We start from the raw sequence: 13,687 nt of genomic DNA, 5'->3' as shown, positions 1-13,687 counted from the left end.
CCAATATTTATAAAAATGCACCTTGTTGATGTTAAATCGATTTTTCCTTGTTTTCTGTTTCTTTGCGGTTATTGTGTGTCAGGCTCAAGATGCTGAGTCGTCTGTAACCGAACCCACCGAGTTTATCGAAGGACAAGATTATCTTGTGCTGGAGCCTGTCGCCGAAGAAGTTCCTCCGCTTATATTAGTTTTCTGGTATGGCTCTGAATCCAGTTATCAAGTGTTACATGCGCTTAGCCAATGGCCACAAGCCGAATCCGTTACTTTATGGCCCGCTGTTTTCCGCGAGTCCTGGCGTCCTTTGGCAAGATTAGCCATGGTGGCACAGGAGCTAAAGCTGTCTAACGAGCAACAATTATCGATATTTGAACAAGTTATTTTAAGTCCGCAGGACTGGCAACGGGAACGGCAGACTGAGCTGTTGGTCCAACTACATGGTGAGCAAGAAGCCGTTGAGACGGCGTTAAGAGATTCTGAGTTACCAAAACGGCTAAAAGTCATACAGAAGCAGCTGTTAAAGTACCCAATTTCTCATGTCCCGACTATTATCTTTAAAGGGCGATATATCATCAACGCAAACCAGGCTCAAACTGCGGCCAGACTCCTTCAGATTCTGGAGCATATTAGCCAACAATCGAGCCAATCTGAAAATGAAGTCGGAGAAGCCAGTGCCTCAGAGCAGCACGCACCTGTCGAAACACAGTAATCGGCTACGTGTTCTAAGTTTTAATATTCAAGTCGGGATTGATAGTGGCAATTATTCCGACTACATTCGTAACAGCTGGCGTCATATCCTGCCTTACTCTGGCAGGCAGGTAAATCTGGCTCGCATTGCTGAAATCCTTAAAGATTATGACCTGGTAGCTTTGCAAGAAGTCGATGCTGGCAGTCTGCGCAGCCATAACGTGAATCAGGTCGAATACCTTGCACAACAGGCTGGATTTCCTCATTGCCACTGGCAATGTAATCGTAATCTGGCCCGAGTGGCCGCCCATGCCAATGGTCTGCTGTCAAAAATACCTGCCGAAGTGGTGATTGATCACGCACTGCCCGGCATGATCCCTGGACGAGGAGCACTAGAAGTCTCTTTTGGCTATGGTAAGCAACCTCTAGTCGTTGTTGTTGCTCATTTGTCATTAGGACATCGTACTCGCTGCAATCAGCTGCGTTATATTGCTGATATTTTGTCTGGCTATGAACACTTTGTGTTAATGGGAGACATGAACTGTGAATACGATGCGGTCGTCTCTGAGCTGCGACGTTATGGCGTTAAGGCACAGGCGCAGCATCAGGAGCTGCCCACTTACCCAAGCTGGAAGCCCCGACGTCAACTGGATCAAATTGTCATCAGCGAAAATATCTATCTTGAGAAGGTAGAAGTGTTGGCAGAGCCCATATCCGATCATTTACCCATCGCTATGGATATTTGTATCCCAGGTGATTTGGCCAGTAATATACTTGATAGAAACAGTGTCAGTAACTTTAATCCCTAAGGTTTTGCAATGTCATCAGCTAATAATTCTAAATCTGATGGATTGAGCGACGAAGAGCAGCTCAAACGATTTATTTTGCATGTCAGTCACAGCGGTATGGGAGTTGACGTACAGCTTGATGAACTTTTACGTCAGTTGCGTGCTGGACTAAAAAAGAATGAGTCTATTGAAGAGCTCAAAAGCAAAGTGGATGCGATTACCAGCTACTTGCGAGTGCTGGAAGAAAAAGTAGAAACGCTAAAAGAAGAAAGCGCACCCGATGCCAAACAGTTAATTGAGAACTTTCTGGAATCTTTGCTGCAAGAAGAACTCCAGCGCAATGTGAAATCCAAACTCAATAAATTATTGTCAAAAGCACCTCACATGGATGAGACAGAGCTGATTCAGGCAACATCCAATTTGTTAGGTGAGCATCTGACACCCAAAAAGGGAGGCCGCTGGTCTAATTTATTTGGTGGTGGTAATAACGAAGAGCAAGATGATGATGCCGAAGAAGATAATGCGCCAATCGTGCAAACCATGGCGGTTTCATCATCACTACAAGATTCATTGCGAAGGTTTATCGAACAGCTCAGCGTAATTGAAGCTTACAAAGACGCGACCGAACATATCCGCAAGCAGGTCGAATTGCTGGCGAACTATGATGAGTTGGTGCCGATTATAGAAGACATCGCCTCGGCGTTGTTAGAAGCGGCCAATCAGGAACACATCCAGTTTGAGTCGTTTCTGAAAGTACTCAATAAACGATTACTTCATGTGGCTTCTTATCTTAATCAGGCGGCTGTTGGACATAAGGATTTAACTCAAGATACTGTGCTGCTGGATAAAGAACTGAAGGAGCAAGTGACTTTTATTCAACGAGAAATATCCACGGCAACAGAAATTGGACCCTTGAAACAACGTGTTGCCGCCAGCTTCGAAACGATCTTTGCCAGCATTGAGCGCTTCAGAATGGCTCAGGATACACGGGTAGAAGCTTCTTTGGCTGAACTTGATATTGTGAAAGAACAGCTGCAAGTCACCGAAGACGAAGCGGTGCGACTTAAAGAAAATCTGATCGAGCAACGTTTCCGGGCCCATACGGATCCTCTCACTCAAATGCCTAATCGATATGCTTACAACGAACGCCTGACTCAAGAGTATTCTCGCTGGCGTCGTTATCGCGGGGCCTTGAGCCTGGCGGTTGGTGATCTGGACTTCTTCAAAAAAATTAATGATGTTCACGGACATTCCGCTGGTGATGAAGTGCTGAGAAAAGTCGCTGAAATCATTCGAGAAGGTGTGCGGGAGTCAGATTTTGCGGCTCGGTTTGGTGGCGAAGAATTTATTTTGTTAATGCCAGAGACTGGGCTGGTGGATGCGACCAAAGCGATTAATAAACTGCGTTTGCTGATCAATCGTCAACCTATTGTGGTGGCAGATGGCGAGTCCATCAATGTCAGCATGTCCTTTGGCGTCTCAGAGTTTGAAAACAGTGATACAGCGCAGGATGTTTTTAATCGAGCAGACAAAGCCTTGTATCGAGCAAAAGAAAAAGGACGCAATCAGGTATGTTGTGAGCGTGCTTAGGGCAGTTCCTTCTTTTGATTTATGGAGCTTAAGGCTGCAAGCGAACGAGAATGAAATTCTCGTCGATAGAGTACTGCAATAACCCAAACGCAAGCCAGCATAAATAACAAAGGATGGATAAACCAGGCCAGTATCGTTAAGGCGAAAGAATAAGCGCGAAGACCGAAAGCAAAAGAGTTGCTAGCGGTTGTAAGTAGTTTATCGGCATTAAATATAAAACGTTCTTTTTCTTCGTCATCGGTATCTGGGCTTGGCGCTGCGCCAAACATCATGATCGAGAAGTTATACTTTCTCACGCTCCAGGTGAATTTAAAAAAGGCGTATACGAAAACATAGATAAGCAACATTAGCTTGGTTTCCCAGGCTATTGCGGAGTGTTCGCTGACCAATGGCATATTGCTGATCAATCCGATGGCTTGATCCGTTGCACCTAACACCGTCAGTAAACCAGCCAGAATAAAAATGGTGGTTGAAGCAAAAAAAGTGACGTTGCGTTGAAGAATACCTAAGGATGTTGTGTCGGCAATGCGAACATCTCGTTTGAGCATTTGTCGCATCCAGTCTTTACGTATATCTGATAAGTTAGAAGACAGTGTGGGTATGTGTTTTCCACGTACTTTTGCAAAAGTAGCGTAGCCTACCCAGCACAAAAAGAACCAGAAGAGTGCTATCCAATCATACAGTGATAAATAGAGTAACATTGTTTAAACTTTACCTGACACGAAAAAAATTACTCACCAGCCTAACGGAAGGTTTCTTTAATTAGGTATAGTAGTTTACCATGACCTTTGCCTAACTTATTATGACTTGAAGCTATGTCGAACGAACAAAGATTCCATTGCAACCAGCTTGCTACTAGCCTAAGCCCCTATCTGTCTCTTCATAAAGAACAGCCAGTACATTGGCAACAATGGGAGTCAGAGGTTATTGAGTATGCACGACAGCAAGGAAAACCTATCTTGTTGTCTATCGGATATTCGGCTTGTCACTGGTGCCATCTTATGGCGCAAGACTCTTTTGGTGATCTAACGACCGCAAGCATAATGAATGAGCACTTTATCAATATTAAGATTGATAAAGAAGAACAGCCGGAGTTAGATAAGCTTTATCAACAGTGTCACTGGATTTTAAATGGCCGCAATGGCGGTTGGCCACTCACTGTCTTTTTGCAACCGGACTCACTCGTTCCTTTTTTTGCCGGCACTTATTTTCCGTTAGAGCCCGAAAATGGCATGCCTTCTTTTAAGCAACTGTTAAAGTCTATTGTCGAAATTTTTCAAGAGAAGCCTGATGATGTTGCTATCATGGCAGAAAAAGTCATCCATGAGCTGAAAGACCTCAACGCGGTTAAAACGTTGCAAGCGGTTGCCAGTAAGCCTGACTACGAGCTTTTTATCGAGCAGCTAAAACAGCAACATGATCCGCAGTGGGGCGGTTTAGTGGGTGCTCCCAAGTTTCCACAGCCTGTCTTGTTGTTAGCCTTACTCAGAGTCATCTATCAGATCCGTCCAGACGAGAGTGAGTTTTTGTATCAGATATTACAACGAACTGCTCAAGGTATGGCGCGTGTAGGTTTATATGACCATCTCGGCGGTGGCTTTTTCCACTATTGTACTGATCCCCATTGGGGCATTCCTAACTTTGAAAAAATCCTATCGGACAATGCGTTGTTGTTAGGCTTCTATGCATCGCTCGCGCATTTCTCCAAAGACGGCCACTATGCAAACCTATGTCGAAGTAGCAGCTACTGGATGTTAGATAAAATGCGTCATGAACAAGGAGGATTCTTTTCTTCTCTTGGTGCAGATAGTGAGGAAGGAGAGGGGACTTTTTATCTCTGGTCGAAAGAGGAAGTTCTTGCACTGCTAACCGAAGAAGAGTGGGCTGTTGCCAATGTAGCGTTTGGCTTTGAGCAAGCGCCTAACTTTTTAGATAAATGGCATTTGCACCAATGGTATTCCAATGAGTCTCTGGCACAAAAAACAGGATTGCATGAAAAACAGATTGCCTGGATGCTTGAACCGATTAAAACCAAACTACTGAGTGCTCGAAATATGAGAGCCAAACCTTATCGAGATGAGAAGGTACTCACGGGAGTTAACGGTCTGGCCATATCTGGCTTATTAAAAAGTGCTGTTCTGCTCAATGATAGCCACATTAAAGAAGCCGCTCGGCAGGCGTTGAGTTTTATCTATCTTAATTTGTGGAAGGATGGTCAGCTGTATGCTGTGTATCGAGATGGTGTTGCTTATCAATCGGCTACACTCGACGATTATGCCTATTTATCGATGGCCATCATCGACATGCTTGAAGTCGAGTGGAGTCACCAATGGTTTCATTGGTTATTGGAATTAGTCGACGTAGCCATCGAACAGTTGCAAAGCCACCATGGTGGATTTTATTTTGCGAAAGAGAACAGCATTGATACGGCCCCTCGGCTGTTCGACTTCAGTGATGGTGTTGCCCCAAGCAGCAACAGTGTTTTTAATGATTGTTTATATATATTGGCTTTACTATTAAAAAATGAAACTTACCTCACTTTAGCGGATGAATCCTGCTTAGCCGCATCAGCAAATTTAAGAAAGTCGGTACTGTCTCACACCAGCCTGTTAACGAATAGCATCAATATGAAACATAACTACGATGTGGTGGTTGTTCGCGGGAGCGCGCTAGAGTGCATGCAATGGCATGGTGTATTGAAAAGGGATTATCATCCGGATCGTAGAGTTTTTTCTATCTCAGACAGTGCGTACAAAAACGATGGACCATTGCATCGATTTGAAACACAAGAGGCTGTTTATGCCCAGCTTTGTAATGTTTCTGAACAAGAAAAGAGATTTGATGATCTTCAGGATTTAGAGAGTCATCTAAAGCACAAGCCTTAACGGTTTTTTATGTTAAGGCTTGCTTCTTTGGTTTAGGCCAGTACTTCGTCGCGTAAAAAGACAAACTCTGTTTGGCTGCTGCTTGCGCTATCAAAGTAGTAGCCTGCTAAATCAAATGATTTTAACCCTTCAACATTTTCAACTTTGTTTTGGATGATATAACGACTCATCAATCCTCGTGCTCGTTTAGCAAAGAAGCTGACGATTTTATACTGACCATTTTTAAAGTCTTTAAATACAGGCGTGATGACTTCGTAATTTAAGTGTTTGGGTTTAACGGCTTTAAAATACTCGTTTGAGGCGAGGTTAACTAAACAAGCTTCTTTTCCATCAGCTGCCTGTTGCTCTAGTTGCGCGTTGAGTTCATCGGTTAATCGTTCGCCCCAGAACTGATACAGATCTTTGCCGCGCGAATTAGCAAAGCGAGTACCCATCTCCAGGCGATAAGCCTGAATCAAATCCAGAGGGTTGAGCAAACCGTACAGGCCAGACAGGATCCGTAGATGGTCTTGAGCATAAGCAAAGTCTTGTTCAGAAAAACTATCGGCATCTAACCCCTGATAAACATCACCACGAAAAGCCAATACTGCCTGGCGAGCATTGGCGGGAGTAAAGGGAGTATTAAAAGCTTCAAAACGATGCAAGTTTAACTCTGCCAATTTATCGCTCAGCTTCATTAAGCCTGCAATATCAGCATGAGTCAGATGGCGCAGTTCTTCAATCAGCTGTTCTGAATGTTCCAGAAACGCGGGTTGCGAATGGTGCTCAGTCGCTAAAGGACTGTCGAAGTCGAGACTTTTGGCGGGAGAAATAACGGTTAGCATACACAGCTCTCTTAAAAAATAGCGTTGTGGTCAGTGGATAATCAGCAGATGGTGATCAGTGTGTAGCAAAACGCTTGTTAAGGTAGGCTACGATATCTTTTGATTCATACATCCATTTGACCTGATTGTCCTGGTCGACGATGCGTAGGCAAGGTACTTTAATTCGGCCGCCTTCTTGTTCGAGTTGCTGACGAAAAACGGCATCATTTTTCGCGTCTCGTAGTTCCAGGTTTAGCGAAAGGCGTTTTGCTGCACGGCGTACTTTGACGCAAAACGGGCAGGCTTCAAATTGATAAAGAGACAAAAGCGCTGTTTGTTGATCGATGGCAGCTTGCTGTTCTTTTGTACGTTTAATTCCTCGGGGTGAAAAAACAAAGTTGAGCAAAAGAATAATGCGACCCAGAATCCAACGAATAACAGCCATGAAGATACCTATCTAGAAAATAATGAAAACACAATTAATAGGAGGAGTTTCCTATTGGGCAGGTAGTTTAACATGAGCAAAGGTTTGGGTTGAACACTGAGAGTACAATTGTTTATTTGCACACTTTTTATTCGGCAGGGGTGAGAGAGTGCGAATTCCGCACTCTCTACCGTAGTGAAGGAGCATTACTTAGGTACTAAGCGTCGCTTTCATTTTTATGAATGGTTTTAAAGAACCAGCTCACTAACAGAGCAAAAGCAATAACGCCTGCGATCATGGCAACAAAATCACTTCCAGCCCAGCCTGTGCCCAGGCCATCGGGTTTGCGACTTTGAATAAAGGCCACCGCAGCAATGCCGACACCGAGAAGTCCTTCACCAGCAACAAAACCACTGCCTAATAAAACGCCTTTTTCACGACGAGACTCCAGAGTCTTTTCGTCTTTGGTTTTCTTTTCGAAGTAATGGCGAATCAAACCACCCAACAGGATTGGTGTCATGGCGGATACGGGCAGATACACTCCAACTGCGAAGGGGAGCGATGGGATTTTTACCAGTTCGCACAGCAGCGCGATACCCACACCAATGCCAACCAGTGTCCAGGGTAGGTTCTGATCCAATACGCCATCAATAACCAGCTTCATGAGAGTCGCTTGTGGGGCTGGGAGTTCTTTACTGCCAAAACCAAAAGTCTCTGCCAGTAACAAGACTGCCAGACAAACAAAGGTCGCAGAAGTTAAAACACCAATGAGCTCGGCAGCTTGCTGGTTTCTGGGGGTGGCTCCAAGCAAGTAACCACTCTTGAGATCCTGGGAAGTATCACCAGAAATGGAAGCTGCGATGGCAACCACGCAACCCACTATTAAGGTGGCTGCTTTGCCCGAGGTGTCAGTCCAACCCATGGCGAGAAAGAGAGTGGCCGTTCCTAATAATGCGGCAATGGTCATGCCGCTGGTTGGATTAGAAGTAACACCCACCAAACCAACAATGCGCGAAGCGACGGTAACGAAGAAAAACGCGAACACAGTGACACAGAGGGCTGCCAATAACCGCGTTGCGATGTCGCCAACATTGCCAAAGGCATTGGGCACCAGTGTTAGTACCAAGATAATAGCCAGTACCGCAAAGCCAACAAATTTGAGTGGCAAATCAAGACTGGTGCGTTTGGTCGCCACTGGTGCTGCTTGATTTCCTAGTTGTTTGGCGCCCACCTTAAAGCTTTCTATCATCACTGGAACACTGCGGATCAGTGTTATGATCCCTGCTGCGGCAACGGCTCCTGCACCAATATAACGAACATATCGAGTCCAGATCTGGCCTGCTGACATATCTTTAATCAGGTTCACGGTTTCTGGAAACAGTGGCAGGGTACGAGCGTCGCCCCAATAGGCAATGGCAGGAATAATGATCAGTGACGAAAGCAGGCCGCCGCCTACCATCACCAAGGCAATACGTGATCCCAGAATATAACCTACGCCAAACAAAGCAGCCGATAAATCGATACCCACTTCTGCTTTTTTAATAAATGGGATTTTTAAGGTGGCCAAATCAGGGATGACTTTGAGCCAGGAGGTTAAGGTTTTAAACAGTGCTGCCGCGCCAATGCCCCAAAAAATATATTTAGCTCGATTGCCGCCCACCTCGTTAGCCACTAATACCTCAGCGCAGGCTGTGCCTTCGGGATAAGGCAATTTGCCATGCTCCCGTTCGATTAAGAAACGTCGCAACGGAATCATAAACAAGATGCCGAGCAAACCACCGCACATGGCCAGAATAGTCATCTGTAACAGTTCTGGCTCAACGCCCCACATAAAAAGAGCGGGCAAAGTAAAAATCACCCCACTGGCGACAGAGCTGGATGCAGACCCCGTGGTTTGCGCAATATTCGTTTCTAAAATGGTGCTTTTAACGCCGCCTTTTGCCAGAATTCTGAAAACGGCAACCGCCATTACCGCAACGGGGATGGAAGTACTGATAGTCAATCCGGCACGCAATCCTAGATAAGCATTGGCTGCACCAAAAAGAATGCCGAACACAATGCCCAATCCTAGGGCTTTGAAGGTAAATTCTGCGATGTTTTCTTGCGCTGGAACATAGGGTGGGTATTCCTGACCCTCTGGCAGGCTTGTGTAAGCTTTAGGATCTAATCCTTTTTTGTTACTCAACAGAGACTCCTGATTTTGTTTATTGTTATTGATTGAGTAGAAACCGGATGGCCTCTTGTTTTACAACATGCTGAAGTACGCATTGAATCTTGTCTGCTATGCATAGCGACAAATAAAGGTATGACATCAGGCTAGAAAGTCATTAAGATCTTGCCTGATATCATGTGCGGCAGTGACTAACGACTTCTAATAACCGACAAAACTCGACAGCTATTTTCGGGATCGGCTTCTGTTTTTGCCAGCTCGCTCATCAGTTCCTGCTCTGAACGAAAACACCGCTCAGCCGGAGTTGTCCATCCATCACAAGTATATTTGTACCAGTCATAGTCTTTGGAACCGAGTGCTTCGCATTGATTGCCAATGGTTTCAAGGCGCGTGTTGGTAACTATCTTAAGCGATGAGTAGTCGCGCTGCGTTTCACATCCTGCTATTGCCAGAATGCTGCCGATGGCAGCCAGTCTTATTAAATGGTTCATATTCATTGTTGTTAATCGATCATCTTGACTAGGGTTTGGACCAAACGAGTAATACCCGCCGCCGCTTCTGAAATATTACCCGCCAGCATATAAGCAGGTGTTGAGATGACTTTGTTTTCTTCATCAACAACAAATTCATCCACCGGACATGCTATATGCTCTCCACCCATCTGATTAATAGCGGATGCTGTATCGGCATCGTTGCCAATGGTGAGCTTGCTGTCTTTGCCATAGATCAGTGGGATCATGGCAGGTGCAATACAGATATAACCACAGGGCTTTTTCTGTGCTGCCATTGATTGGCAAAAGGTTAATACCGAAGGCACCACGGAGCAGTCTGCTCCTTTAAAAGCAAAGTCACATAGATTTTTGGCGGCACCAAATCCACCTGGCAACAGCAATGCGTCATAATCATCAGGATTCGCCTGGGCGACATCTTTTATCGCACCGCGAGAAATTCGAGCTGCTTCAACCATGACATTACGTGACTCGGGCATTTCTTCGCCCGTAATGTGGTTGATTACATGAGCTTGTTCCATATCGGGAGCCAGGCATTCGTATTCAACACCTTCTTGTTCCAGCGCCCATAGTGTGAGCACGCTTTCGTGAATTTCGGCACCATCAAAAACGCCACAGCCAGAAAGAATGACAGCAACTTTTTTCATTTTGTCCACTCCATTTGTGATTTGCTGATAATAATAATGCTTCTCAGAAAGAAGGGCTACACTCATCAGAATTGAATTTTACGCACCCAATGGGGTCTGGATTAATAGGCCGCCTTCGGGGCACCGATAATAGGTAGTGATTAAACAAAACTAAACGAGTAGGATTGCAAGCGCTCGATATTAAAGTGATAAATTTACGATAGAGGGGATGCTCATGCGAGTTTATGGTATGTCGTTGTCTGGAAACTGTTATAAATTAAAATTACTCATGGAGCTGACTGGGCAAGCCTATCAGTGGGAAGAAGTTGATATTCTGGCAGGAGAAGCCGCTGTACCAGAGTTTCTTGCCAAAAACGCCAACGGAAAAGTCCCGGTTCTAGAATTGGATAACGGCGAATTTTTACCTGAGTCAAATGCTGGACTATTCTATTTGGCGGCGGGTAGTGATTTTTACCCGAATGATACGCTGACTCAGGCTCGTGTTCTTCAGTGGATGTTTTTTGAACAATATAGCCATGAGCCTGCTATTGCAGTGGCGCGATTTATTAGTAAGTTTTTGCCAGAGGATCATCCGCGACGTGCTGATCTGCCTGCATTGCATGACAAAGGTTACCAAGCTTTTAAAGTGATGGAGCAGCATTTATCAGCTGAGCAATGGTTTGCCGGAGAGCAGGCCAGCATTGCTGACATAGCACTTTATGCCTACAGTCATGTGGCGACTGATGGCGGCTTTGATCTAACCAACTATCCTCATATATTACGTTGGTTTGAAGATATCCAAGGGTTGCCTGGCTATGTACCTATGACTGAGCGTTGATAGGCACAGCACAACAAAAGCGTGTTGTTACTTTTTGACGGTCAATAAAATGGCATTAGCAACCTGATAAACCGCTATTCATGATATGAGATATATGGCAGTTTGGGGGTTTTACGGGCTTAAATTGGTTAAATTTGCGACTTTGCCTTGATGATGTCATAAAAATTCAAGGTTTTGCCCAAAAAACATTCTAAATGGTTTGATCTAACCCCCAAGCGTTTGAGAAAATACGCGCCTTTCAAAATGGGCCAACTCTCAGGAGAGTTTTATGCCATCCCGATTTGAATTAGCTAATGCTATCCGTGCTTTAAGTATGGATGCCGTGCAAAAAGCTAACTCTGGACACCCCGGCGCGCCGTTAGGCATGGCCGACATCGCCGAAGTTCTTTGGAATGATTATCTAAATCACAGCCCAAATAACCCAGAATGGGTTAACCGTGACCGCTTTATTTTGTCTAATGGTCATGGCTCTATGCTTATTTACTCTCTACTTCATTTGAGTGGTTATGCGCTTACCATCGATGATTTAAAGAACTTCCGCCAGTTGCATTCAAAAACTCCTGGCCATCCTGAGTATGGTTATACTCCCGGTGTTGAGACAACTACTGGTCCATTAGGTCAGGGTCTTGCCAACGCTGTAGGTATGGCAATTGCTGAGAAAGCTCTGGCAGCAGAGTTCAATCGTGACGAACACGAAATGATTAACCATTACACCTACACCTTCTTAGGTGATGGTTGTTTGATGGAAGGTATTTCACACGAAGTTTGCTCATTGGCGGGGACACTCGGATTAGGCAAACTGATTGCTTTTTATGATGACAATGGCATCTCTATTGATGGTGAAGTTGAAGGCTGGTTCTCGGACGATACACCGAAACGTTTCCAATCTTATGGCTGGCAGGTGATTCCTGCGGTTGATGGACACGACCCAGAAGCGATCAAAAGTGCAATAGAACAAGCCCGTGCCGAAACGTCTAAGCCGACACTGATTTGCTGCAAAACCACTATTGGTTTTGGTGCGCCCACCAAAGCTGGAAAAGAATCCAGTCATGGTGCTCCTTTAGGTGAAGAAGAGATCGTTGGCACACGTAAAAATTTAAACTGGGAACACGGTAGCTTTGAAGTACCCGAAGATATCTATGCTCAGTGGGATGCGCGTGAAAAAGGTGCTCAGTTAGAAGCTGACTGGAATGGTCGCTTTGTCGCTTATCGTGATGCTCACCCTGAGTTAGCAGCGGAACTAGAGCGCCGTCTTAATGGTTCATTGCCAGCTGAGTTTGCTGCGAAAGCTCAAGAGTTTATTCGCGCGACTCAAGAAGAAGGGGCAAAAATCGCTACCCGTAAAGCCTCGCAAAATGCCATTGAAGCTTATGCTCCTATGTTATCTGAGTTGTTAGGTGGCTCTGCCGATCTGGCTGGCTCTAACTTAACCATGTGGAGTGGTTCAAAAGGCATTAGCGCCGATGATGCATCGGGCAACTACCTGTTCTATGGTGTGCGCGAGTTTGGTATGGCGGCCATTATGAATGGTATTACCTTGCACGGTGGATTTATTCCTTACGGCGGCACCTTCCTTATCTTTATGGAATACGCTCGTAATGCGGTACGTATGGCTGCATTAATGAAACAGCGTGCAATCTATGTCTTTACTCATGACTCCATTGGTTTGGGTGAAGATGGTCCAACACACCAACCTATTGAACAGCTTACCAGCTTACGCAGTACTCCGAATATGTCTGTGTGGCGTCCATGTGATGCGACAGAAACAGCCGTTGCCTGGAAAGCTGCATTAGAGCGTAATGATGGGCCTACATCTTTGATTTTGTCTCGTCAGGGCTTACCTGGTTTGTCACGCAATGATGCTCAGTTGGCTAATATTGAGAAAGGCGGTTACGTCATTCGCGATTGTAACGGAACGCCTGAACTCTTATTGATGGCAACTGGTTCTGAGGTTGATCTGGCGTTGCATGCTGCAGAAGAGTTATCGAAGCAGGGCCACGAAGTTCGTGTTGTTTCCATGCCTTCTACGGATGCTTTTGATGCGCAAGATGCAGAATACAAAGAATCTGTATTACCAGCAGCGGTTACCAAGCGCATTGCTGTTGAAGCTGGCCATGCTGACTTCTGGTACAAATATGTTGGTTTACAAGGCAAGATTTTGGGTATGACGACCTTTGGTGAGTCTGCTCCTGCGTCGGCCTTGTTTGAAGAATTCGGCTTCTCAACTAAGAATCTGGTTGAGATGTCATTATCATTATTGGAAGCATGATTAAAAAAAGCCGTTGCTAAACAGTAACGGCTTTTTTCTGGTAATCATTAAATCGCTTCTCGTGTTATTAGAGTAATAAGTCGGCTCAATGAGCTGAGACA

At 45.1% G+C, this 13,687-nt stretch carries 12 protein-coding genes; 6 read left to right on the top strand and 6 right to left on the bottom strand.

From position 1 onward, the window contains the following. The first annotated feature begins 28 nt into the window (after positions 1-28). The 3 genes from NH399_RS18545 to NH399_RS18535 are packed head-to-tail and all read left to right on the top strand — an operon-like array spanning position 29 to position 3,062. Entirely contained in the window at positions 29-706 is a 678-nt protein-coding gene (locus tag NH399_RS18545; protein WP_253042680.1) for a hypothetical protein, read from the top strand. After that, complete coding sequence (locus tag NH399_RS18540; protein ID WP_253042679.1) at positions 669-1,493, top strand: endonuclease/exonuclease/phosphatase family protein; 825 nt, start codon at positions 669-671, stop codon at positions 1,491-1,493. Before NH399_RS18545 ends, NH399_RS18540 begins: the two co-directional genes overlap by 38 nt. Positions 1,494-1,502: 9 nt before the next feature. Further along, on the top strand, positions 1,503-3,062 hold the full coding sequence (locus NH399_RS18535) for a GGDEF domain-containing protein (RefSeq protein ID WP_253042678.1): 1,560 nt from the start codon (positions 1,503-1,505) through the stop codon (positions 3,060-3,062). Here the strand turns inward: NH399_RS18535 and NH399_RS18530 are convergent. Next, the gene (locus NH399_RS18530) at positions 3,059-3,763 is read right to left on the bottom strand and encodes a DUF599 domain-containing protein (RefSeq protein ID WP_253042677.1); all 705 of its coding nucleotides are present in this window, start codon (positions 3,761-3,763) and stop codon (positions 3,059-3,061) included. The genes NH399_RS18535 and NH399_RS18530 overlap by 4 nt on opposite strands. Before the next feature lie 114 nt (positions 3,764-3,877). Between NH399_RS18530 and NH399_RS18525 the strand changes: the two genes are divergently transcribed. Then, entirely contained in the window at positions 3,878-5,947 is a 2,070-nt protein-coding gene (locus NH399_RS18525) for a thioredoxin domain-containing protein (protein ID WP_253042676.1), read from the top strand. A gap of 32 nt (positions 5,948-5,979) precedes the next feature. Here the strand turns inward: NH399_RS18525 and yaaA are convergent, their stop codons facing one another. The 5 genes from yaaA to elbB form a co-directional block, all read right to left on the bottom strand. Next, the gene (gene yaaA, locus NH399_RS18520; RefSeq protein WP_253042675.1) at positions 5,980-6,771 is read right to left on the bottom strand and encodes a peroxide stress protein YaaA; all 792 of its coding nucleotides are present in this window, start codon (positions 6,769-6,771) and stop codon (positions 5,980-5,982) included. A 55-nt stretch (positions 6,772-6,826) separates the two neighbouring features. After that, positions 6,827-7,195 (bottom strand): glutaredoxin domain-containing protein, encoded by a 369-nt coding sequence (locus tag NH399_RS18515; protein ID WP_253042674.1) that lies wholly within the window; start codon positions 7,193-7,195, stop codon positions 6,827-6,829. Between the two features lie 196 nt (positions 7,196-7,391). Beyond that, positions 7,392-9,359 carry an OPT family oligopeptide transporter gene (locus NH399_RS18510; protein WP_253042673.1) on the bottom strand — a complete coding sequence of 656 codons (1,968 nt, stop codon included), beginning with the start codon at positions 9,357-9,359 and terminating at the stop codon, positions 7,392-7,394. Positions 9,360-9,535: 176 nt separating this feature from the next. Then, positions 9,536-9,841, bottom strand: coding sequence for a hypothetical protein (locus NH399_RS18505; protein ID WP_253042672.1), 306 nt, complete (start codon positions 9,839-9,841; stop codon positions 9,536-9,538). A 5-nt stretch (positions 9,842-9,846) separates the two neighbouring features. Beyond that, entirely contained in the window at positions 9,847-10,500 is a 654-nt protein-coding gene (elbB, locus tag NH399_RS18500) for an isoprenoid biosynthesis glyoxalase ElbB (protein ID WP_253042671.1), read from the bottom strand. A gap of 214 nt (positions 10,501-10,714) precedes the next feature. Between elbB and NH399_RS18495 the strand changes: the two genes are divergently transcribed. Next, positions 10,715-11,317 (top strand): glutathione S-transferase family protein, encoded by a 603-nt coding sequence (locus tag NH399_RS18495; protein WP_253042670.1) that lies wholly within the window; start codon positions 10,715-10,717, stop codon positions 11,315-11,317. A 268-nt stretch (positions 11,318-11,585) separates the two neighbouring features. Further along, entirely contained in the window at positions 11,586-13,586 is a 2,001-nt protein-coding gene (gene tkt / locus NH399_RS18490; protein ID WP_253042669.1) for a transketolase, read from the top strand. Positions 13,587-13,687 lie beyond the last annotated feature (101 nt).

The sequence above is a fragment of the Pleionea sp. CnH1-48 genome, from assembly GCF_024124665.1.
GTDB lineage: Bacteria > Pseudomonadota > Gammaproteobacteria > Enterobacterales > Kangiellaceae > JAMXSB01.
Note: the sequence above shows the minus strand (reverse complement) of the source record. Positions and strands in the feature narration are given on the sequence as shown.